The organism is Xanthomonas sp. BRIP62409 (genome assembly GCF_003992965.1).
Classification (GTDB): Bacteria; Pseudomonadota; Gammaproteobacteria; order Xanthomonadales; family Xanthomonadaceae; genus Xanthomonas; species Xanthomonas euroxanthea.
Genome location: NZ_QEZJ01000022.1, coordinates 1 through 22,253, shown reverse-complemented (window position 1 = coordinate 22,253; position 22,253 = coordinate 1). Strand labels below are relative to the sequence as shown.

Below are 22,253 nucleotides of genomic sequence, written 5' to 3'. Positions count from 1 at the left end.
CGAATGCATTGGTTTATTCTGACATGTAATCGTTTTCACATGGCAACATCGATCTCGGGAGGGACCATGCCGCCACCAACCCAAGCCGCTGTTTCAAGCGGTGCAGCCTACCGTGCAAGGGCCGGCATCCGGCCACGCATGGGCAGATCTACCGCCGCGGCGCTAACCGCTGACGGCCACTTGCTGCAACAATCGGGGACTGGGCGCGCGCGTCCATCCCCCGCTGCGCGCACGCCAGTGACGCTCAGGAACAGACATACCGACCGCCGGCTGTCCGGCGCCTTTCCGACCAGCTGCTGATCACGATGTCTCCAGAATCTGAAATTCGGTCCATGCATAACACCCTGATCCTGTTCGGCGCCACCGGCGATCTCGCCCAGCGCTATCTCTTCCCGTCCCTGCTGCGACTGTTCGTCGACGGCCTGCTGCCGGAGGATTTCCGTATCCGTGCGCTGGCGTTGTCGCCGCACGACACCGAGGCCTTCCGCGAGGTCCTGCGCCCGCGCCTGGCCGCCGCGCTGCCGATCGCCACGCCCGAGCAGATCCAGACGCTGCTGCAGCGGGTCGACTACCGCTCGGTGGATCTGCGCGATGCCGAGTCGGTGGCCAACGCCGTGCGCGAGCTGGCCAGCCGCCAGTGCGTGAGCTATCTGGCGATTCCGCCGGGCCTGTACATCAGCACCTGCCAGGGCCTGGCGCTGGGCGGCGCACTGGCCGCGCCGCACCGGCTGATGCTGGAAAAGCCGATCGGCCACGATTCGGACAGCGCCCGCGAGATCCTGCAGTCGATCGGCGCGCTGATCGACGAAGACCGCGTGTTCCGCCTGGACCATTACCTGGGCAAGGCGGCGGTGCAGAACCTGATCGCGCTGCGCTTCGGCAATACGCTGCTGGAAGCGGTGTGGAACCGCACCTACATCGAGTCGGTACAGATCCTGGTGGCCGAAAGCGAAGGCGTGGACGGGCGCGATGCCTATTACGCCCGCTCCGGCGCGCTGCGCGACATGGTGCAGAGTCACATCCTGCAGCTGTTGTGCCTGGTGGCAATGGAGCCGCCGGCCTCGCTGGAAGCCGACCGCATCCGCGACGAGAAGGTCAAGGTGCTGCGCGCCCTGCGCCCGATGACCGCCGAGCATGCCGCCCATGACAGCGTGCGCGGTCGCTACACCGCCGGCAGCATCAATGGCCAGCCGGCGCAGGCCTATCACCCGCCGGAAGGCAGCGATGTGGAAACCTTCGTCGCGGTGACCGCGCATATCGACAACTGGCGCTGGGCCGGGGTGCCGTTCCATCTGTGCACCGGCAAGCGTCTGGCCGAGCGCTCCACCCGCATCGTGGTCACGCTCAAGCCGGTGACGCATTGGCTGTTCGAGCGCCCGGACCGGCAGAACGCCGTGCCCAACCGGCTGACCTTCCAGTTGCAGCCGCAGGAAAACATCGAGCTCGGCCTGATGAGCAGCCTGGCCGGCCCGGAATGGGGGGCGATCGAGCTGCAGCCGCTGGAACTGGAACTGTCGGTGCCAACCGGCCTGCACCGGCGCATCGCCTACGAGCGCCTGTTCGTGGATGCCTTCAACGGCAACCCGGCGCTGTTCGTGCGCGACGACGAGGTCAAGGCCGCCTGGTCGTGGATAGACAGCGTCAGCGATGCCTGGAAAGACGCGCAGTTGCCACTGCAGCCCTACCCGGCCGGCAGTTGGGGCCCCGATGCCGCGGCCCCCTTCCTGCCCCCCGCCACCGACGCACAGGGACACACCGCATGACCGCTCCTTCCAAGCCGGTGCTGGTTGCCGATATCGGCGGAACCAACGCGCGCTTCGCGCTGGCCGACGTCGACGCCTCGGTACCGCTGCTGGATGACACCTCGCGCGAATTTGCGGTGGTCGACTTCGGCTCGCTCGGCGAAGCCGCGCGTTACTACCTCGACCAGATCGGCGTGCAGGCCACCCAGGGCGTGTTCGCCGTGGCCGGCCGCGTGGATGGCGACGAGGCACGCATTACCAACCATCCGTGGGTGATCTCGCGCTCGCGCACCGCGGCGATGCTGGGCTTCAGCACCCTGCACCTGATCAACGACTTCGCCGCGCAGGCCATGGCGATCAGCCTGCTGCGCCCGCAGGACGTGGTCCAGGTCGGCGGCGCCAGCTGGCGGCCGGCGCCGATCGATCAGGCGCGCAACTACGGCGTGATCGGCCCGGGCACCGGGCTGGGCGTGGGCGGGCTGATCATCCGCAACGGACGCTGTTTCCCGCTGGAAACCGAAGGCGGCCACGTCAGCTTCCCGCCCGGCACGCCGGAGGAGATCCGCATCCTGGAGATCCTGTCCGAGCAGTTCGGCCGGGTCTCCAACGAGCGGCTGATCTGCGGCCCCGGCCTGGTCAACATCCACCGCGCGCTCAGCGAGATCGCCGGGGTCGACCCGGGTCCGTTGCAGCCCAAGGACATCACCGCACGGGCGGCGGCGGGCGACCCGCGCTCGTCGCGCACCATCGATCTGTTCTGCGCCATCTTCGGCGCGATCGCCGGCGACATGGTGCTGATGCAGGGCGCCTGGGACGGCGTGTTCCTCACTGGCGGGCTGGTGCCCAAGGTGCTGGATTCGCTGCAGCATTCCGGCTTCCGCCAGCGCTTCGAACACAAGGGACGCTTCTCCGCGATCATGTCGCGGGTGCCGTCGCTGGCAGTCATGCATCCGCATGCCGGCCTGCTCGGCGCCGCCGCCTATGCGGTGGATGCACAACGTCAGCATCCAGGGGAGCAGCGATGAACCTGCAGGACAATCCGCGCATCACACTGGTGCGCTACGAAGACCCGGCCGAATGGACCGAGGCGGTCGCCAGCGAGATGGCCGACCTGCTGGAACAGGAGATTTCGCGCCGCGGCCAGGCGCGCATGCTGCTGTCCGGCGGCACCACACCGGCGCCGGTGTACGAATCCCTCGCCCACCGTCCGCTGGACTGGTCGCGGGTGGAAGTGGGCCTGGTCGACGAGCGCTGGCTCTCGCCGCAGGATCAGGACAGCAACGCCTGGCTGGTCAATCACAGCTTCTTGACCCACGCGCCGGCGGCGACCTTCATTCCGCTGGTACGTCCGGGCAAGCAATTGCCCGAGTGCGTGCACACCGCGAACCTGCAGGCCAGGCATGCCGAACCCGCATGCCTGGCAGTGCTGGGCATGGGCGGCGACGGCCACACCGCCTCGTTGTTTCCGGGCTCGACCGACCTGAGCAAGGCGCTGTCCAGCCCGCAGCCCTATGCGTCGCTGGATGCCACCGGCTGCCCCGGTTCGAATCAGTGGCCGCTGCGGATCACGCTGACACCGGCCGGGCTGGCCACCATCCCGACCCGCCTGCTGCTGCTGCGCGGCAAGCAGAAGCTTGACGTGTTGCAGGCTGCGCTGGCGGGCGATGATGTCAGCGAGTATCCGATCCGGGTGGCGCTGCAGCAGCCGGGCCCGAAGTTGCGGGTTCACTGGTGTGCTTGAGTGCGAGTCCCTCGCAACAGCCGATTTGGTGCGAGTCCTTCGCAACAGCCGATTTTGTGCGACTCCTTCGCAACAGCCCGCACATCCTTGTGCGGGGATTCAAACGTGCGAGTCCCTCGCAACAGCCCGCACATCCATGTGCGGGGATTCAAATGTGCGAATCCCTCGCAACAGCCCGCACATCCATGTGCGGGTATCTAACAAGCGTGATTACTTTCTTTCCCCGTTTCTCATAGCCGGTAGCCAATGAGCCTGCATCCGAACATCCAAGCTGTCACCGACCGTATCCGCAAGCGCAGCGCGCCGTCGCGCGCGGCGTATCTGGCCGGTCTCGATGCCGCCCTGCGCGAGGGTCCGTTCCGTAGCCGTCTGAGCTGCGGCAATCTTGCGCATGGTTTCGCTGCGTCCGAGCCGACCGACAAGTCGCGCCTGCGCGGTGCGGCCACGCCCAACCTGGGCATCATCACCGCCTACAACGACATGCTGTCGGCACATCAGCCGTTCGAGCATTACCCGCAGCTGATCCGTGAGACCGCGCGTACGCTCGGCGCCACCGCGCAGGTTGCCGGCGGCGTGCCGGCGATGTGCGACGGGGTGACCCAGGGCCGCGCGGGCATGGAGCTGTCGCTGTTCTCGCGCGACAACATTGCCCAGGCCACGGCGATCGGCCTGAGCCACGACATGTTCGACAGCGTGGTGTACCTGGGCGTGTGCGACAAGATCGTGCCGGGCCTTTTGATCGGCGCGCTGGCGTTCGGGCACCTGCCGGCGCTGTTCATGCCGGCCGGCCCGATGACGCCGGGCATTCCGAACAAGCAGAAGGCCGAAGTGCGCGAGCGCTACGCCGCTGGCGAAGCCACCCGCGCCGAATTGCTGGAAGCCGAATCGTCCTCGTATCACTCGCCCGGCACCTGCACCTTCTACGGCACCGCCAACTCCAACCAGGTGTTGCTCGAAGCGATGGGCGTGCAGTTGCCCGGCGCCTCGTTCGTCAACCCGGAACTGCAGTTGCGCGATGCGCTGACCCGCGAGGGCACCGCGCGTGCGCTGGCAATCTCCGCGCTGGGCCAGGACTTCCGTCCGTTCGGTCGCCTGATCGACGAGCGCGCCATCGTCAACGCCGTGGTCGCGCTGATGGCCACCGGCGGTTCGACCAATCACACCATCCACTGGATTGCGGTGGCGCGCGCGGCCGGCATCGTGCTGACCTGGGACGACATGGACCTGATCTCGCAGACCGTGCCGTTGCTGACCCGCATCTATCCCAACGGCGAAGCCGACGTGAACCGCTTCCAGGCTGCGGGCGGCACCGCGTTCGTGTTCCGCGAGCTGATGGACGCCGGGATGATGCACGACGACCTGCCCACCGTGGTCGAGGGCGGCATGCGCGCCTATGCCAACGAGCCACGCCTGCAGGACGGCAAGATCGTGTACGTGCCCGGCACCGCGACCACCGCCGACGACAGCGTGGCGCGCCCAGTCAGCGCCGCATTCGAGTCGCAGGGCGGCCTGCGCCTGTTGCGCGGCAACCTGGGCCGTTCGCTGATCAAGCTGTCGGCGGTCAAGCCGCAGCACCGCACGATCGAGGCGCCGGCGGTGGTGATCGATACGCCGCAGGTGCTCAACAAGCTGCATGCCGCCGGCGTGCTGCCGCACGATTTCGTGGTGGTGCTGCGCTACCAGGGTCCGCGTGCCAATGGCATGCCGGAACTGCACTCGATGGCACCGCTGCTGGGCCTGTTGCAGAACCAGGGACGGCGCGTGGCGCTGGTCACCGACGGCCGTCTGTCCGGTGCCTCGGGCAAGTTCCCGGCGGCGATCCACATGACCCCGGAAGCCGCACGCGGCGGTCCGATCGGGCGTGTGCGCGAAGGCGACATCGTGCGCCTGGACGGCGAAGCCGGCACGCTGGAAGTGCTGGTGTCGGCCGAAGAATGGGCATCGCGCGAGGTCGCGCCGAACACCTCGGTGGCCGGCAACGACCTGGGACGCAACCTGTTCGCGATCAACCGCCAGGTGGTTGGCCCCGCCGACCAGGGCGCCATCTCGATTTCCTGCGGCCCGACCCGTCCGGACGGCGCACTGTGGAGCTACGACGCCGAGTACGAACTCGGTGCCGATGCCGAGGCCGCCGCCGCACCGCACGAGTCCAAGGACGCCTGATTCCCCTTCCCTCTGCGCGACCGCCCTGCGGTCGCCGTCTACCGGAGTTGCAATGACGATTGCCCAGACCCAGAACACCGCCGAACAGCTGCTGCGCGACGCCGGCATCCTGCCGGTGGTCACCGTGGACACGCTGGACCAGGCCCGCCGCGTCGCCGATGCGCTGCTCGAAGGCGGCCTGCCCGCGATCGAGCTGACCCTGCGCACTCCGGTCGCGATCGACGCACTGGCCATGCTCAAGCGCGAGCTGCCCGACATCGTGATCGGCGCCGGCACCGTGCTGAGCGAGCTGCAACTGCGTCAGTCGGTGGATGCCGGTGCGGACTTCCTGGTCACCCCGGGCACGCCGGCACCGCTGGCGCGCCTGCTGGCCGATGCGCCGATTCCCGCAGTGCCTGGCGCGGCCACGCCGACCGAGCTGCTGACCCTGATGGGCCTGGGCTTCCGCGTCTGCAAGCTGTTCCCGGCCACCGCCGTGGGGGGATTGCAGATGCTCAAGGGCCTGGCCGGTCCGCTGTCCGAGCTCAAGCTCTGCCCCACCGGCGGCATCAGCGAAGCCAACGCGGCCGAGTTCCTGTCGCAGCCGAACGTGCTGTGCATCGGCGGCTCCTGGATGGTGCCCAAGGACTGGCTGGCCCAGGGCCAGTGGGACAAGGTCAAGGAAAGCTCGGCCAAGGCTGCGGCGATCGTGCGGCAGGTGCGGGCTGGCTGATTTGTGGGCCGCATCCCGCGCTGGATAGCCGGGTGGAAGCTGGTTGGCTGAGGAACGCTGATCAGCTGGCGTCCTGGTGTTGATTGAGGAAAGCCCGGGTTGCTGGCGGTTTGGTTTTGGTCGAGGAGAGCCCGATTGGCTGGCGCCTTGATTCCATGCGTGGGAGCGGCCCGCGGGCGCCGGGGCAGGACACGCCGTGAACCCATCCATGGGGCTCTTACACGCGCCATGTCGTGTAAGGTCCTGCCCCGACGCCCGCGGACCACTCTCGAGTGTTCCTGCGTTGGCGGAACGGAGAGCAGATTGGCACGCATCAAAATCGAGCACTGAACCGGCTGCCGTTTTTCGTCGCCCAACGTCGCGGAAACGACTCGCCGAAGCGACAGCGTGGCCGGGGATTGGCGGAGAGCGGCACATGGATGTGCCGCGGCGGCGAGTCAGACAGGATGTCTGACCGAGCCGAGGAGCCAGTCCCCGGACGCGCTGCCGCCCTTACCGAAGCCAGCGACTGACAGCCGCTTGATTGGCAGTGCCCGGAGAACCCGTAACCTCACCCCAACCCCTCTCCCGACGGGAGAGGGGCTCAGGCAGCGCGTAACGTTCAAGACTCAAGCGCAACGCTCGCCGGCAGCATCTTCGGCACACCGCGCGCACGTCGTACCAGCGCTGCTGCGCCATTGCTCATGTCATCGAGAATCGCGTAGATCGTCGGCAGGAACAGCAGGCTCACCACCGTCGAAAATGCCAGCCCGCCGGCAATCGCGCGGGCCATAGGGAAGTACGGCGGGCCGTCGCTGAACATCGTGGTGCTGGTCAGCGAGATCGGCACCATCGCCAGGATGGCGGTGCCCATCGTCATCATGATCGGCCGCAGGCGCTCGCGTGAGCCTTCGATCAGCGCCTGGGTGCGGCCCATGCCGCGGCGACGCAGGTTGTTGATGTGCTCGATCATCACGATGCCGTTGTTCACCACAACGCCCATCAACACCAGGATGCCGATGAAGGACATGATCCCGAACGAAGTGCCGGTGATCCAGAACAGCCAGAACACCCCGAAGATCGAAAACACCACGCCGCTCATGATCGCCGCAGGAAACAGCAGCGACTCGAACACCGCCGCCATCACCACATAGATCATCACCAGCGCGATCACCAGGTTGAACACCATCTGGCCCATCGCTTCGCCGTCGTCCTGGTAATCGCCGCCGTCGAAGGTGTAGCTGTAACCGGCCGGGAAGCTCATTGCCTTGAGCGGCTTTTCCATTGCCGCGCGTGCTTCCGGTACGGTGACCTTGCTGGCCAGGTTGGCCTTGATGGTCAGCGTGGTCTGCCGATTGGTACGGCCGATCTGCGTGGCGGCCGGGCGAATCTGCACATCGACCAGGCTGAGCAACGGCACGCTGCGGCCATCCTTGGTGCGCACCGTGAAGCTGGCCAGGTCTTCCGGCTTGCTCTGTTCGGCGCCGGCAAAGCGTACCCACACCGGCACCTCGTTGTCGCCGCGGCGGAACTCGCGCAATGGCGTGCCACGCAAGGCCAGGCCCACGAAGCTTGCCACCTGCTCGGCACTGAAGCCGAAGGCCGCCGCACGCTCGCGGTCCACCCGGATCGCCAACTCACTGGTGCGATCGCCGGTATCCACGTGCACATCGCGCAATTCCTTGCGCTGCGCCAGCAATGGGATCACCTCGTCGGCCAAGGCCTGCAGGGCCTGGGTCGAGTCACCGACCAGCTGCACCTGCACCCCTTGATTGCCGCTGCCGCCATCGCCCTGGTTGCCGATGCTGTAGTCCGCACGTGCCGAGCGCGGCAATGCCTTGCGGATCTGTTCCAGCAGCGGTGGCAGGTCCTTGACCTTGCCCGCGTCGAAGGTCACGGTGGTGCTGCTGCCTTCGGCCTCGCTGAACCACGAATAGATCTGGGTGATGTGGTACTTGTCGCGATGGGTCTGCAGGTAGTGCTCGACCCGCCCGACTTCCTCGCCCATCTGCTCATGCGTGTACGAGCCTTTCCACTGGTACTGGATGAAGGCCTCGTTGCCGCCGTCGCCGCCGAACATGTCGACCTTGGTCAACTTCATCGGCACCAGGCTGATCGCACTGACCAGCACGATGCCGGCCACGCTCCAGCCACGATGCGCCAGCGTCCACGCCAGCACCCTGGCATAACGGCGCTGCAGCCGTGCGATCACGCCGCGCTCGGAGCTCACCATCGGCGGTGTCTTCATGCGCGCCGACAACATCGGAATCAGGCTGATGGCCACCAACCAAGAAGCCAGCAGCGACACCGAAATGGTGATCGCGATCTGTGCCATGAAGATGCTGATGTTGTTGGTCTCACCGAACAGGTTCGGCACGAACACGATGCAATGGCACAAGGTGCCGGCGCTGAGCGCGATCGCCACACTGCGCGTGCCGAGCAAGGCCGCCAGCTGCGGCTGGCCGGGCATGCGCTCGCGCTCCTGGTAGATGCTTTCCACCACCACCACCGCGTTGTCGACCAACATGCCGACCGCCAGCAACAGGCCCATCATGGTCAGGATGTTGAGCGTGACGCCGACGAAATACATGAAGCCCAGCGTGATCGCAAAGCAGATCGGAATCGCCAGCGTCACCATCAGTGTCGATGGCCAGTGGCGCAGGAAGAAGAACAGCACCGTGATCGACAACAGCAAGCCCACCGCGCCGGCTTCTGCCAGCTCCGCCAGCGACGAGGTCACCGCCTTGCCCTGGTTGTCGATCACCTTGATCTGCACATCGCGCATCGCAGGTTCGGCGCGAATGTCTTCGACCTCCTTCAACGCCGCCCTGGACACATCCACCAGGTTGGCGCTGCGCTCCTTGTAGATATCCAGCCCGATCGCCGGCCGTCCATCCAGGCGGCGTCCGTAATTCATCCGCGTCGGCTTCAGCCGCACCTGCGCAATATCGCCAAGACGCAGCCCTTTTGCGTTGAGCACCAGCTCGCGCAACTCCTGCAGGTCGCGCAATTCGCCGATCGGCTGGACCCGAATGCGCTGGCCGTTGTCATCGATCTGGCCGGCGGACACCGAGAAGTTGAGCTTGCCCAGGCGCTCGCTCAACTCATTGAGGCTCAGGTCGTGCGCAGTGAGCCGGTCTGGCGCGATCGCGATCTCCACCTCGTTCGGCGGGGCGCCGGAGATCTCCACCTTGGCCACGCCGGGAATCCGTTCGATGCGCCGCTTGAATTCGCGGTCGAGCATGTCGTACGCGCCGGTCAGGTCGGTCTGGCTGGCCAGGCGCACCTTGAGCACCGGTTCGTCGCTGCTGGACCATTTGTAGATGTGGAAGCGCTGCAGATCTTCCGGAAAATCGTCACGGATGGCATCCAGCCGCTCGCGCGCATCCGATGCGGCGATGGCGATGTCGCGATCCCAGTCGGAGAACTCGATGAAGATGTTGGCGCCATCGGCGGTGGCAGTCGAGCGCATGCGCTTGATACCGGTCATCGTCGCCAGCGCCTCTTCGGCCGGCCGCACCAGGTTGCGTTCCACCTCGTCCGGGGTGGAGCCGGTGTACGGCAGTTGCACGAACAGGAACGGTGCGGAAATGTCCGGCAGCGCCTCCAGTGGCAGCCGGAATGCGGCAATCAGCCCCACCACCACCAGCGAGACGAAGCACATGATGGTGGTGACCGGGCGACGGATGCTGAAGGCGGCAACGCTCATAGCGCCTCCAGCCCGTCGGAGTTCCCGGGTGCCTGCGCACGCTGCCCGGCCATGCGTCGGCCACGCTCCAGGTAGTACGCATCGGCGCGTCGATCCAGCAGGTCGTACACCACCGGGATCACCAGCAGGGTCAGCAGCGTGGACACCAGCAACCCGCCGATCACGGTGATCGCCATCGGCGCGCGCACCTCGGCACCCTCACCCATTGCCACCGCCAGCGGCAGGAAACCGAACAAGGTGCACAGCGTGGTCATCACGATCGGCCGCAAGCGCGAACGCGCGCCTTCGATCAAGGCCTCGCGCTTGGGCACGCCGTCCTCGCGCAACTGGTTGACCTTGTCGATCAGGATGATCGCGTTCTTGGTCACCAGCCCCACCAGCAGGATCAAGCCGATGAACACCACCACCGACACCGGCTTGCCGGTCATCAGCAAGGCCAGCACCGCGCCGACCATCGCCAGCGGGATGGTGAACAGGATGACGAACGGATGCAGCAGCGATTCGAACTGCGAGGCCATCACCAGGTAGACCAGGAAGATCGCCAGGCCGAACGCGAACAGCAGCGACTTCACCGATTGCGCCAGCTCCTCGCCCTGCCCGCCGATATGCATGCCCACGCCGGCGGCCAGCGGATCGTTGCGCACCATCGACTCGACCTCGCGCACCGCACCGCCCAGGTCCATGTCATGCAGGCTGGCCGACACGATCGCCACGCGGGTCTGGTCGGCGCGATGGATCTCGCTCGGCCCGGTCGTCGCCACCACCTCGGCCACCGCCGCCAGACGCACCGGCCGACTACTGCCGGGGTTGACGATCAGCTGCCGGATCGCGTCCACGCTGGCGCGGTCGCTGTGCTGCGCGCGCACCAGCACGTCGATCTTGCGATCGCGAAAGCTGTAACGCGTGGCCACGTCCCCGCGCACCTTCTTGACGATGACATCGGCGATCTGGCGCGTGGTCAAGCCCAACGCACCCGCGCGCTCCTGGTCGAAACGGATCTGGATTTCCGGGAAGCCCTCCTCCACCGTCGACTTGACGTCGGCATAGTGGCCATTGGCCCGCAGCATCGCCGCCAGCTTCTGCCCGGCACGTTCCAGCTCGCCCAGGTCCTGCCCACGCAGCTCCACTTCCAGCGGCGTGGAAAAACTGAACAACGCCGGCCGTGCAAAATCCACCTGCGCCCCCGGGTGCCCGGCCATGCTGTTGCGCAGCCGCGTGGTGGCAGCCGCTTCCACTGCCGGGCTGCCGCCACCGGCCATCACCACGGTGAGCTTGCCGATGTTCTCGCCGCTTTCGGTGGGATTGGCGTCCAGCCGCGTGCCGCTGCCGCTGACGCCATACAACGAGGCGATGCCCGGGTCCTTGTCGTGCGCCAGCTGCAACTCGCGCACCAGCGCGTCGGTCTGCGCCAACGGCGTACCGGAAGGCAGCTTCACGGTCATTTCGAAGCGGTCCTGCGCCAGCTGCGGAATCAGGTCCGCCCCCAGCATCGGCACCAGCAACACGGTGCCGACAAACGCGGCCGCCGCCAGTCCCAGCACCAACCCGGGCCGCCGTAACGCCGCCGGCAGCATCGCCAGATAGCCACGCTCGGCGCGGCCATACGGCGCCATCGCCAGATCGCTGGCCTTGCGCATCACCGGCGACACCACCCGCGCGATGCCGCGCCACAGCCGGACCACCGCCCACGCCACAGCGAAGAACGCGTAGCGCACGCTCGCCCCGGCTCCGCGCCGGCCGGCGGCCACCGGCTTGAGCCAGCGCTGCTGCGGCTGCCACTGCGGGTGGCTCGGCTCGTCCGGGAACGCCATCGGTGGCGCGCCCTTGAGCGAACTCAGCATCGGGATCAGCGTCATCGACACCACCAGCGAGATCGCGATCGCGATCGCCACGGTCATCGCCTGGTCGCGGAACAGCTGCCCGGCGATGCCTTCGACGAACACCAGCGGCAGGAACACCGCGATCGTGGTCAGCGTGGACGCCATCACCGCCATGCTCACTTCACGGGTGCCGGCGATTGCGGCATCCAGCACGCTCAGGCCGCGCTCGCGCGCCTTGGCGATGCTTTCCAGCACCACGATCGAATCGTCCACCACCAGGCCGGTGGCCAGCGCCAGACCGCCCAGCGACATCACGTTGAGGCTCAGGCCCAGCTGGCCCATGAAGAAGAACGTGGTGATGATCGACACCGGCAGCGACAGGCTGATCACGAAGGTGCTCCAGCCATCGCGCAGGAACAGGAAGATGATCAGGATCGCCAGCACCCCGCCGATCACCGCATCCTTCTTGACGTCGCTGATCGCGTGCTCGATGAAGTGCGACTGGTCCTCGATGGTGGTGATTTCGACATCGCCGGGCACGGTCGCCTTCAACTGCTCCAGCCGCTTGCGCAGCGCTGCGGCGGTGGACACGGTGTTGGCGTCGCCTTCCTTGTAGATCGCCAGCTCCACCGCTTCCTTGCCGCCCAGGCGGATGATCGCCTCGCGCTCCTTGTAGCCCTGGCGCACCTCGGCCACATCCTTCAATCGCACCGGCATGCCGCCGGCAATGCTGCTGGTCGACGACGAGGACGTGCTCTGCACCTCGGCCGCCGCCGCCAGCGCCGCCTGCGAGCCGGTGGACGCGGCGATCGCATACATCTGCTGCATCGCCGCTTCCGCGGCGCTGCCGCTGCTGCTCTGCGTGGTCACCAGCATGTTGCGGATCTCGTCCAGATCCACGAACTGGTTGACCGTGCGCACCAGGTACCGCTGCGAGCCTTCTTCCAGCCGGCCGCCGGAGATGTTGACGTTCTCCTCCTTGAGCCGGGTGATCACGTTGTCGATCGGCAGGTTGAGCTGGGCCAGCTTCTGCTGATCGATATCGACCTGGATCTCGTCCTCCAGCCCGCCGCCGACCTTGACCGCGGCCACACCGGCCACCGGTTCGAGCTTCTTTCTCAGATCCTCGTCGGCATAGCGACGCAAGCCGGTGAGCTGGCGGATCGCATCACTGTCGGAGGACGGTGCCTGCTTCGGCGACAACGCCAGCCGCATGATCGGCTCGGTCGATGGATTGAAGCGCAGCAACACCGGCGGCTTGGTTTCCAGCGGCAGCGACAAGGCTTCCATCTTGTCGCGCACCTCCAGGCTGGCCTGGTCCATGTTGGTGCCCCAGGCGAATTCCAGCACCACATCGCTCTGCCCGGTGCGCGAGATCGACTTGAGCTTGCGCAGGTTCTTGACCACGCCGACCGCTTCTTCCACCGGCTCGGTCACCAGCGTTTCGATTTCCGCCGGCGCCGCGCCGGTGTATTCGGTGCGCACGGTCAGCGTGGGATAGCTCAGATCCGGCAGCAGATTGACCTTGAGGCTGCGCAAAGCGATCAGCCCGAACAGCAGCATGGTCACGGTGATCATCGCGATGGTCACCCGCCGCCGCGTGGCGAAGGCCACCAGACCGCCACCGCCGGACAAGGACGCATGCGGGTCGTGCACGGGTCCGTGCAGGTTGCCGTAATCGCTCATGAGCGCTTCCCGTCGCTGCCGGTTGCCGGCGCCGCAGCCGCAACCGGCTTGCGATCGGGCTGGCCGATCACCTGCACCGCAGTGCCATCGCGCAGCGCCACCTTGCCGGCGGTCACCACCTGATCGCCTTCCTTCAGGCCTTGCCGCACTTCCAGCCATGGGCCTTCGGCATAGCCGAGTTTCACCGGCACCCGGCTGGCCTTGCCGTTGCGCACCACAAATACCGCCGGCTCGCCATCGTCCAGCAATGCCAGGCGCGGAATCACCAATGCATCCTTGCGCTGGTCGTAGTCGATGCGGATGCGCCCGAACATGCCCGGCTGCAGCGCTTCGGCGCCCTGGCCAAACGCACAGATCACCCGGAAGGTGCCGCTGCCCGAATCCACCACCGGCGCAATGCGATCGACCTTGCCGATGAACTGCTGGCCGGGCAAGGCATCGGCCAGCAAGGTCACCGGCTGGCCGGATTTGAGCGTGGCCAGTTCGCGCTCGGGCACGTTGAGCGTGGCCTCCAGCTGCGAGTCGTCGACGATGCGGAAGATCGGCGTATTGATCTGCACGAAGTTGCCGGTCTTGATCGAGCGCGAGGCGATCACCCCGGAAATCGGCGCCTGCACCGTGGTGTAGGAAAGTTCCAGCGATGCCAGGCGGTGCTGCGCGCGGCTGTTTTCGACATCGAACTTGAGCTGGTCGACATCGGCGGCACTGACCAGTTGCTGCCCCACCAACTGGGTGGCGCGGCGGTAGCTGTTCTCCAGCTTGCGCAGCTGCGCCTCGCTTTGCGCCACCGCCAGATGCGCGCGGTCCGGATCCAGGCGGACCAGCGCCTGGCCCGCGGACACCTTCTGCCCCTCTTCCACCATCACCGCCAGCGCCACGCCGGAGGTCTTTGCCACCACCTGTGCTTCGGCACGCGGCTCCAGTGCGGCGGTGCCGGTATAGCTGGCCGCCACCGCACGGCGTGCGGCCTTGGCAATTTCCACCGGCACCGCGTCGACGCTCTTCTTTTCCTCAGCCGCCTTGGCCGCGCCATCTCCGGCCTTGCAACCGCCCAACAACAGGCTCGTGGTGATCAACAATGCGGCGGCGCAGGTTCCGCTGCGGCCGGGCAAGAAAGAGCGTGGCGACATCGTCGTGTCCTAGTGGATGCGTGAACAGGTGTTGTAGGCAAGTAGACCACCCGAACGATGATGTCGCCAATGCGCCAAAGGTCATGGTCTGTTCAAGTTCGCCTATTCACCCCGTTTGCGCGGGGCCAAATCGCAGGCATACTCGGACCGGTTCCGTCATGCCCCCACGTGCGGACGTTCAATCAGTCTTCCGGATACGAAACCATGCGCCCGCAGCCGCTCGCCGCTTGTCTCGCTCTGGTCGTCTTCCTGCCGTTTGGGGGCGCATCAGCGACACCATCAGTCCCGCCAGCCGCACCCGCCACGCCTGCGCCCACTGCGGCGGCGGCCACCCCCGCAGCGCCCACCGGCAACCCGTCCAACGGCCGCTTGCTGGCCTATACCTGTCAGGGGTGCCACGGCGTCACCGGGTACAAGAACGCCTATCCGAGTTATCGCGTGCCCAAGATCGGCGGCCAGTCCAGTCAGTATCTGACCCAGGCGCTGACCGAGTACCGCCAGGGCAAACGCAAGCATCCCACCATGCAAGCGCAGGCGCAGAGCTTTTCCGAGCAGGACATCGCCGATATCTCCGCCTACCTGTCCACCCTCAAATAAGCGCCCACATGCCGAACGCCCTGCACGCTCCGCGTCTAGCCATCGTCCTGGTCGCTGCCCTGATGGTGGCGGCCTGCTCCCAATCCCAGGTGGAGTCCACCGATCATTCCGCCGGCGATGCCGGCCACGCCAGCGGCGAACATGGCTCCGGTTCGTCCGCCGGGCTGCCGACCGGGCGCGCCGAGGCCGGCGACAAGCTGGCGCATGCGAAGGGCAAGGCCACCGGCCAGAGCTGCATCGATTGCCATGGCGCCGACGGCAATGTTCCCATCGACCCCAGCTATCCCAAGCTCGGCGGCCAGTACGGCGACTACCTTGCGCACGCCTTGCAGGCCTACCGCAGCGGCGATCGCCAGCACCCGCTGATGACCGCACAGGCCACCGCGCTGAGCGATCAGGACATTGCCGATCTGGCTGCCTACTTTGGTGCGCGGCAGACGCAGCTGCGCGATCTGCACGGCGTCAACTGAGTTGCAGACGCGTCGGGTGCCACCGCGCACGTTGCGTCTCATTCGAGATGAAAAAGCACTTGCGCGAACATTAACAGGCCGCTATCATTTCGTTCTCAGTTTCGTGGGGCCATAGCTCAGCTGGGAGAGCGCCTGCATGGCATGCAGGAGGTCGGCGGTTCGATCCCGCCTGGCTCCACCAATCCTGGCTTAGGCCGCCAGGTAGACAAACTCAGGTTTTGATATGCGTCCCCATCGTCTAGAGGCCTAGGACACCACCCTTTCACGGTGGACACCGGGGTTCGAATCCCCGTGGGGACGCCAATCATCAGAAAGCCTCGGCATCGCCGGGGCTTTTTTTTGCGTGCTTTTCGGCATCGCTCGTGTGTCGTGGATTTGCACGCAGCCCACCTGGTGCGGCATGTCGTCATGCGGATATCGAAGATGCAGCGGCAGCGTGTTGCCGCAGTGCAAGCGGCCCCTTTGCTGATCCGCCGTCGGCTGCAGCGCAACTGCACGCATGCCGATGACCGCGAACACGCACCCCTTGCAACGCGGGTCGATCACTTGCGCAAGGACTGTCGCACATGCCGAGCCTGCGGATAACCACGGCCACTGCATCGTTGCGCTCTACCCGATCAGACAATCCCCGCACAGCGACATCCAGCCCGATCAATCGGCGGTGCTTGAACGCATCGCATACTTGCGTCTGCACACGCCATGCTGATCCCGGCCACCGGCAAATCGCTCAGCACATCTTTTTTTGCACGCACCACTTCCCAAGCGTCATCGATGTCGCTATGATTGCCGGCTCGCAGCATCGTGGGGCCATAGCTCAGCTGGGAGAGCGCCTGCATGGCATGCAGGAGGTCGGCGGTTCGATCCCGCCTGGCTCCACCAATATTCCCGACATAGGCCGTCTGGAATCTACAACCAGGTTTTGATACGCGTCCCCATCGTCTAGAGGCCTAGGACACCACCCTTTCACGGTGGACACCGGGGTTCGAATCCCCGTGGGGACGCCAATCATCAGAAAGCCTCGGCATTGCCGGGGCTTTTTTTTGCCTGATACTGCTCAGCAGCCCCCTGCTTCACCGCATCCGATCGGTAGCGACACAACGCCGGCGCATCGTGTCGCTACATCCACACGCACGCACCGCCGATCGACTGTGGAACGTGTGCACTCGATGACGCACCAACCGGCTTGCGCATCGACCAACGTCCGCACCACGCCAGATCAGGTCTGGCCGACATCCAGCGCCTTGCGGCCTTCGTGGGTGAGATCGATATCGCCGTCTTCGGCCTGTGTCGCATAGCCGGCGCGCACCGCCCAGTTGGCCTCTTCGTCGGTCACCGGCTTGGTGTCGTGGATGTCGCGCAAAATGCGCAGCTGCTGCGAAGAATCAAAATCCATGGAAGCCACCTGCTTGAAAGAGCTGTCCAAGGTACGCACCGCGCGTGATGGTTACGTGCCTGCAGGCGCAAGGTGGCAGCGCTGTCTCATCTCGACCGCATTCTTCAGCAACTACGCGGCAGCGATGCGGGCCAGCGAACACGCTGCCATGCAAGCACGGCACGACGCTGCGCCGCCTGGCGCACACCATCGACACCTCCTCGCTCCACGCCTGACGGCACTGCGCAAGCGCGGCGATGCAATCACCAGCCTGCTCCGGCAGGGCTGTCGAGCGCCAAAAAGAAAAGCCCCTCTGACTGTCGCCAGAAGGGCTCTGCTTGTACCGCTATATCCTGGTGCCGAAGGTGGGACTCGAACCCACACGCTTTTAAGGGCGGCGGATTTTGAGTCCGCTGCGTCTACCGATTCCGCCACTTCGGCGTGGCCGCGCAGTATAGCGAGTTGTGCATGAAACGAACAGTGTCAGAACGCGCCTGACGAATTCAGGTGCAAGCGGAGTCATCAGCGCCGCGGCGAAGCAGTGTCGATATACTGGCCGACTTAGGTGAAGGAGTAAGCAATGTCGGTGTTGCGTGGAGTTCGGGTGCTGGTGGTCGAGAACGACCAGATGAATGCCATGCTGCTCGACCTGCAGCTCGTCCAGGCCGGTGCCGTCGTGCTGGGTCCGGTCGGAGAGGTTGCACAGGCGCTGACGCTGATCAAGGCCGATGCGCCAGAAATCGCGGTGCTCGATTACCGTCTTGGCAACGGCGAGACCAGCGAGCCGGTCGCCCGACTGTTGTCGGAACTGGGGATTCCGTTCGTGCTGGCCACCGGTGTTGCCAGTGGCACCATCCCCGGCGGCTTCGAACGCGGCGTGATCCTGACCAAGCCTTACTTGTCCGAAGAGCTGATCAGCGCGCTGTCCAGGGCACGGCAGCTGAGCGGTGCCGCCAGCTGAGCGCAACCGCTTACCGGTGTGTCGCCAGCACGTGGCGCGGTCGATAGTTGGTACTCTTCGGTAACCAATCGCGCTGCTGCGCTTAATGCAGGCCGTTAGCGCTGCCGTGCCGGTTGTCGCAAACCCCTCGCCTACAGCCCGCTTGCCACTAGAATCGTGCATCCAGGCATGATGATGGGCAGGTCACCCAATGGATAGCGTCGTGTCGCCGTTTGCCGGTCTGCTGCCGGAAACGTGCGAGATCGCCGGATTATTGTCGTCGTCCGCATGCGCCGCCGATCCGCTGCTGCGCGACAGCCAGGCGCTGCGGACGACCCTCTCGGTGTGCCTGCACGCGCAGGTTCCGATGCTGCTGGTCTGGGGCGACCAGTCGCGCTGCATCTACAACGATGCCTGCATCGCGCTGCTGGGCGCGCGCCACCCGGCAGCATTCGGCCAGCCATTGGCGGAACTTGCAGACACCGCTGAAGCCGACCACCACGGTGCGCATCCGCATGCAGCATTGCCGCTGTCGGCGTGGTCGTGCAGCCCGATCCTGCAGGCCGGCGAACGTCTGGGCATGTTGTATGTCGCCGGCACACTCGCCCCTGCTGCGACACAGACCCGTAGCGAGGCCGAGCCTGCAGCGGTGTCCACCGCGCTCGATCAGTCGCCGGCCTTCATGGCGGTGCTGCGTGGCCCCGGTTATATCGTCGAGAGCGCAAATCAACGCTTCCACGACCTGGTCGGCCACCGTCCGTTGCTTGGCCAACCATTACTCGAGGCGATGCCGGAACTCGCCGACCAGGGCTATGTCGAGCTGCTCGATGAGGTGCGACGCAGCGGCCGTCCTTTCATCGGCGAATCGATGGCGGCCTATCTGCAGCGCAGGCCCGGCAGCGTGCTGGATCAGACCTTCGTGGATTTCCTGTATCAGCCCATGCGCGAGCGCGATGGCCGCATCGACGCGATCCTGGTGCACGGATTCGATGTCACCGAGCAACGCAACGTGGCCAGTCGCGACAGCTTCTTGCTGATGCTCGAAGACGCGCTGCAGAACGTCTCCGATCCGCGCCAGATCATCGATACCAGTGTGCGATTGCTGGGCGAACATCTGCAGGTCAATCGCTGCGCGTTTGGCCTGGCGGCGGCCGACGGCAGGACCATGCACGTGATCAGCGACCATGTGCAGGACATGCCGAGCCTGCAGGGCGATTTTCCGCTGGAAGTGGCACAGGGCTTGCGCGACGCGTTGCTGGAAAACCGCCCCTGGTTCACCACCGATGCGATGGCGCCCGGTGCACCGGACTATGTGTCCCAGCAGTACCGCCGCTCCGGCCTGCGCGCATCACTGGCGATTCCGCTGCACAAACACGGCCGCCTGGTCGCGGCCATCGGCGTGCATCAGCGCGCACCGCGGCGATGGTTGTCCACCGAGATCGAACTGGTCCGCCTGGTCGCTGCACGCTGCTGGGAGTCCATGCAACGCGCCAAGGCACAGCAGCAACTGGCCGCCAACGAAGCGCGGCTGCGCCGACTGGCCGACACGCTGCCGCAGATCATCTTCATCGCCGACCGGGAGGGTCAGCCGCATTACTTCAATCGGCGCTGGTACGAATACACCGGACTGGATCCTTCAGACAACCAGACCGCCGCATGGCATCGGGCGCATACCGCCGATGGCCTGCGGGTGTCTTCGCAGGCCTGGGCGCTGGCAGTCGATGGCGAGCGCGCCTATGAAATGGAGTGCGAACTGCAACGCCACGATGGCCAGAGGCGCTGGCACCTGGCGCGCGCCCTGCCCGTGCGCGGCGACGACGGCAGCATCGGCGAGTGGATCGGCACCTACACCGACATCCATGACCGTCGTGCGTTCGAACAACAGCTGCGCGAAAGCGAAGTGCGCTTCCGCGCCTTGTGCGAGACGGTGCCGGCAATGATCTGGATGGCCGACGCGCAGGGTGACTGCGTGTACTGGAATCCACGCTGGTACCACTTCACCGGGCAGGCCGAAGACCAGGCGATGAATCAGGGCTGGTGGGATGTGATGCATCCCGACGATGCCGAGCGCGTACGCCATGCGTTCGGGCAGGCATTGGCGCAACGTGGCGAGTTCCTGGCCGAGTACCGGGTGCGTCGTCACGATGGGCAGTATCGCTGGTGCATCGATACCGCATCGCCGCACTTCGCCAGCGATGGACGTTTTCTCGGCCACATCGGTTCGCTGACCGATATCTCCGAACGCAAGCACATCGAAGATGCCACCGCCTCCGACCGCGCCATCCTGAGCCTGATCACCACCGGCGCACCGCTGCCGGTGGTGCTGGATGCCATCGCATCGAGCGTGGAAGCGCGTGGCGAGACGACCTTGTATTGCGCGGTGATGGTGCTCGACGAGGTACGAAAAACGCTGAGCTTCGGCTCGGCGCCGCATTTTCCGATCGAGTACCGCGGGCATTTCGAAGCCTCGCCGATCGGGCTGAACGGGCCGCCTTGCGCGCGCTCTGCCTACCTCGGGCAGCAGGTGATCTGCGAGGACATCCAGGCCGACCCCAGCTTCAGCGACCATCATGCGGTGTCGTCGGCACTGGGCATCGTCGCCTGCTGCGTGACGCCCATCCTGGACAGCAACGGTCAGGTGCTGGGCACGCTCAACATCTACTACGATCGCGCCCACCTGCCCTCGCTGCGCGAACAGGCAATGGCGCGCTCTGCATCGCATCTGGCCGGCATCGTCATCGAGCGCACGCGCGTGGACGCCAAGCTCAACCAATCGCTGCAAGCCGAGACCGCCGCACGCAGCCAGGCCGAGCATGCCAGCCGGGTCAAGGACGAGTTTCTGGCCACGCTCAGCCACGAATTGCGCACGCCGCTCAATGCCATCCTCGGCTGGTCGCGGTTGATGCAGTCGGAGGTGTTCGATCCGGCCAATGTGGGCAAAGGCCTGATCATCATCGAGCGCAGTGCGCGTGCACAGACGCAGATCATCGACGACCTGCTCGACATGAGCGCGATCCTGTCGGGCAAGATCCGCCTGCAGGCAGAGCACTTCGATATCGCAGGACTGATGCGCAGCACGGTGGAACTGATGCAGCCGTCCGCACTGGCGCGTGACATCGCGCTGGAACTGGATGCGCCCGATGCAGGCGAACTGTGGTTCTTCGGCGATGCCGGGCGCCTGCAGCAGGTGCTGACCAATCTGCTCAGCAACGCACTCAAGTTCACCTCGCCCGGTGGCACGGTGCGGGTGGCGCTGGACATCGAGGACGAGCGGCTGCGGCTATGCGTGCAGGACACCGGCATCGGGATTGCAGCCGACTTCCTGCCGCACGTGTTCGACCGTTTTCGGCAGGCCGATGCCGGTACCACGCGCCGCGTCGGTGGGCTGGGGCTGGGCTTGTCGATCTCGCGTCAGTTGGTCGATCTGCACGGCGGCAGCCTGGGGGCATCCAGTGCAGGCGAAGGCAAGGGGGCGACCTTCACCATCGTGTTGCCGTTCCAGCACGGCGTCAGCGATCTGCGGCCGGCGGCGTCCGGGTCGCTGCAGGTCGGCCCGTTGCCGAGCGACTGCCTCGGGCGCCTGGATGGCGTGCGCCTGTTGCTGGTCGACGACGACCAGGATTCGCGCGAGGCAGTTGTGCAGTTCCTGATGCTGGCCGGCGCGCAGGTGCAGGCGGCCGGCTCGGTGGAGGCAGCCGAACAATGCCTGGCAGAGGCACCCTTCGACGTGCTGGTCAGCGATATCGCCATGCCGATGCGCGACGGCTACGACCTGATCCGCACGGTGCGCTCCGGTCGCACCGACCTGCCACGGCATATCCCCGCGATCGCCCTCACCGCCTATGTGCGCGAAGAAGACCGCGACCGCGCCGTAGTGGCCGGATTCGATGCGCATATGGGCAAGCCGGTGGAGCCGCCCGGCCTGGTCGACCTGATCGAACGCCTGATCTTGCCGACGCGCGCGGTACGCAGCGAGGCGTGAGTTCGCCTGGAAACGGCTAATAAAACAGCGTGGTCAACCAGCGCTGTTTGCAACAAAACACATCGACCATCCCGACAGGTCCTTGCCCGCCCGCCGTCGCGAGACCTCACGCGGCATGGATGCCGCGTAAGAGCCTACAAGGACGTCCTTGCGGCGTGTCCTGCGGGGGTGGGCGGGCAAGGACCTGTCGGGATGGTCGATGTGTTTTGT

General features: G+C 65.9%; 13 protein-coding genes and 5 tRNA genes. 13 read left to right on the top strand and 5 right to left on the bottom strand.

Annotated elements, in window-relative coordinates:
* Window positions 1-332 precede the first annotated feature (332 nt).
* The 5 genes from zwf (at window position 333) to EO170_RS12995 (ending at window position 6,358) form a co-directional block, all read left to right on the top strand.
* Complete coding sequence (zwf, locus tag EO170_RS13015) at window positions 333-1,763, top strand: glucose-6-phosphate dehydrogenase (RefSeq protein WP_104582557.1); 1,431 nt, start codon at window positions 333-335, stop codon at window positions 1,761-1,763.
* Window positions 1,760-2,767, top strand: a complete 1,008-nt coding sequence (glk, locus tag EO170_RS13010; RefSeq protein WP_104533472.1) for a glucokinase — start codon at window positions 1,760-1,762, stop codon at window positions 2,765-2,767. The genes zwf and glk overlap by 4 nt, the downstream gene beginning before the upstream one ends.
* Window positions 2,764-3,483, top strand: a complete 720-nt coding sequence (gene pgl / locus EO170_RS13005) for a 6-phosphogluconolactonase (protein ID WP_104582556.1) — start codon at window positions 2,764-2,766, stop codon at window positions 3,481-3,483. The genes glk and pgl overlap by 4 nt, the downstream gene beginning before the upstream one ends.
* Window positions 3,484-3,729: 246 nt before the next feature.
* Window positions 3,730-5,646 (top strand): phosphogluconate dehydratase, encoded by a 1,917-nt coding sequence (edd, locus tag EO170_RS13000; protein ID WP_104650444.1) that lies wholly within the window; start codon window positions 3,730-3,732, stop codon window positions 5,644-5,646.
* A gap of 52 nt (window positions 5,647-5,698) precedes the next feature.
* Window positions 5,699-6,358, top strand: a complete 660-nt coding sequence (locus EO170_RS12995) for a bifunctional 4-hydroxy-2-oxoglutarate aldolase/2-dehydro-3-deoxy-phosphogluconate aldolase (RefSeq protein ID WP_104650443.1) — start codon at window positions 5,699-5,701, stop codon at window positions 6,356-6,358.
* Window positions 6,359-6,959: 601 nt separating this feature from the next.
* Here EO170_RS12995 and EO170_RS12985 read toward each other — a convergent pair.
* From EO170_RS12985 to EO170_RS12975, 3 genes are read right to left on the bottom strand one after another with little or no spacing between them, the layout of a single operon-like run.
* Window positions 6,960-10,046: an efflux RND transporter permease subunit gene (locus tag EO170_RS12985; RefSeq protein ID WP_126945572.1), complete on the bottom strand. Its 3,087-nt coding sequence runs from the start codon at window positions 10,044-10,046 to the stop codon at window positions 6,960-6,962.
* A complete protein-coding gene (locus tag EO170_RS12980) occupies window positions 10,043-13,552 on the bottom strand; it encodes an efflux RND transporter permease subunit (protein ID WP_126945569.1) in 3,510 nt (1,169 codons plus the stop codon). Before EO170_RS12980 ends, EO170_RS12985 begins: the two co-directional genes overlap by 4 nt.
* Window positions 13,549-14,682 carry an efflux RND transporter periplasmic adaptor subunit gene (locus tag EO170_RS12975; protein WP_164739042.1) on the bottom strand — a complete coding sequence of 378 codons (1,134 nt, stop codon included), beginning with the start codon at window positions 14,680-14,682 and terminating at the stop codon, window positions 13,549-13,551. The genes EO170_RS12980 and EO170_RS12975 overlap by 4 nt, the downstream gene beginning before the upstream one ends.
* A 204-nt stretch (window positions 14,683-14,886) precedes the next feature.
* Between EO170_RS12975 and EO170_RS12970 the strand changes: the two genes are divergently transcribed.
* The 6 genes from EO170_RS12970 (at window position 14,887) to EO170_RS12940 (ending at window position 16,753) form a co-directional block, all read left to right on the top strand.
* The gene (locus EO170_RS12970; RefSeq protein WP_115676948.1) at window positions 14,887-15,279 is read left to right on the top strand and encodes a cytochrome c; all 393 of its coding nucleotides are present in this window, start codon (window positions 14,887-14,889) and stop codon (window positions 15,277-15,279) included.
* Between the two features lie 8 nt (window positions 15,280-15,287).
* Window positions 15,288-15,749: a cytochrome c gene (locus tag EO170_RS12965; protein ID WP_164740057.1), complete on the top strand. Its 462-nt coding sequence runs from the start codon at window positions 15,288-15,290 to the stop codon at window positions 15,747-15,749.
* A gap of 105 nt (window positions 15,750-15,854) precedes the next feature.
* Window positions 15,855-15,930, top strand: a tRNA-Ala gene (locus EO170_RS12960).
* Window positions 15,931-15,976: 46 nt separating this feature from the next.
* Window positions 15,977-16,052, top strand: a tRNA-Glu gene (locus EO170_RS12955).
* A gap of 500 nt (window positions 16,053-16,552) precedes the next feature.
* Window positions 16,553-16,628: transfer RNA gene (locus EO170_RS12945), tRNA-Ala, on the top strand.
* Window positions 16,629-16,677: 49 nt separating this feature from the next.
* Window positions 16,678-16,753 (top strand) — tRNA-Glu (locus EO170_RS12940).
* A gap of 212 nt (window positions 16,754-16,965) precedes the next feature.
* Here the strand turns inward: EO170_RS12940 and EO170_RS12935 are convergent.
* Together EO170_RS12935 and EO170_RS12930 are read right to left on the bottom strand one after the other, a co-directional pair.
* Window positions 16,966-17,142, bottom strand: a complete 177-nt coding sequence (locus tag EO170_RS12935; RefSeq protein WP_104582549.1) for a hypothetical protein — start codon at window positions 17,140-17,142, stop codon at window positions 16,966-16,968.
* A 333-nt stretch (window positions 17,143-17,475) separates the two neighbouring features.
* A tRNA-Leu gene (locus tag EO170_RS12930) sits at window positions 17,476-17,562 on the bottom strand.
* A 139-nt stretch (window positions 17,563-17,701) separates the two neighbouring features.
* On the opposite strand from EO170_RS12930, the gene EO170_RS12925 reads away from it, so the two are divergent.
* Both EO170_RS12925 and EO170_RS12920 read left to right on the top strand, forming a co-directional pair.
* The gene (locus tag EO170_RS12925; RefSeq protein ID WP_104582548.1) at window positions 17,702-18,082 is read left to right on the top strand and encodes a response regulator; all 381 of its coding nucleotides are present in this window, start codon (window positions 17,702-17,704) and stop codon (window positions 18,080-18,082) included.
* A 190-nt stretch (window positions 18,083-18,272) separates the two neighbouring features.
* Window positions 18,273-22,043 (top strand): PAS domain S-box protein, encoded by a 3,771-nt coding sequence (locus tag EO170_RS12920; RefSeq protein WP_126945563.1) that lies wholly within the window; start codon window positions 18,273-18,275, stop codon window positions 22,041-22,043.
* Window positions 22,044-22,253: the final 210 nt, after the last annotated feature.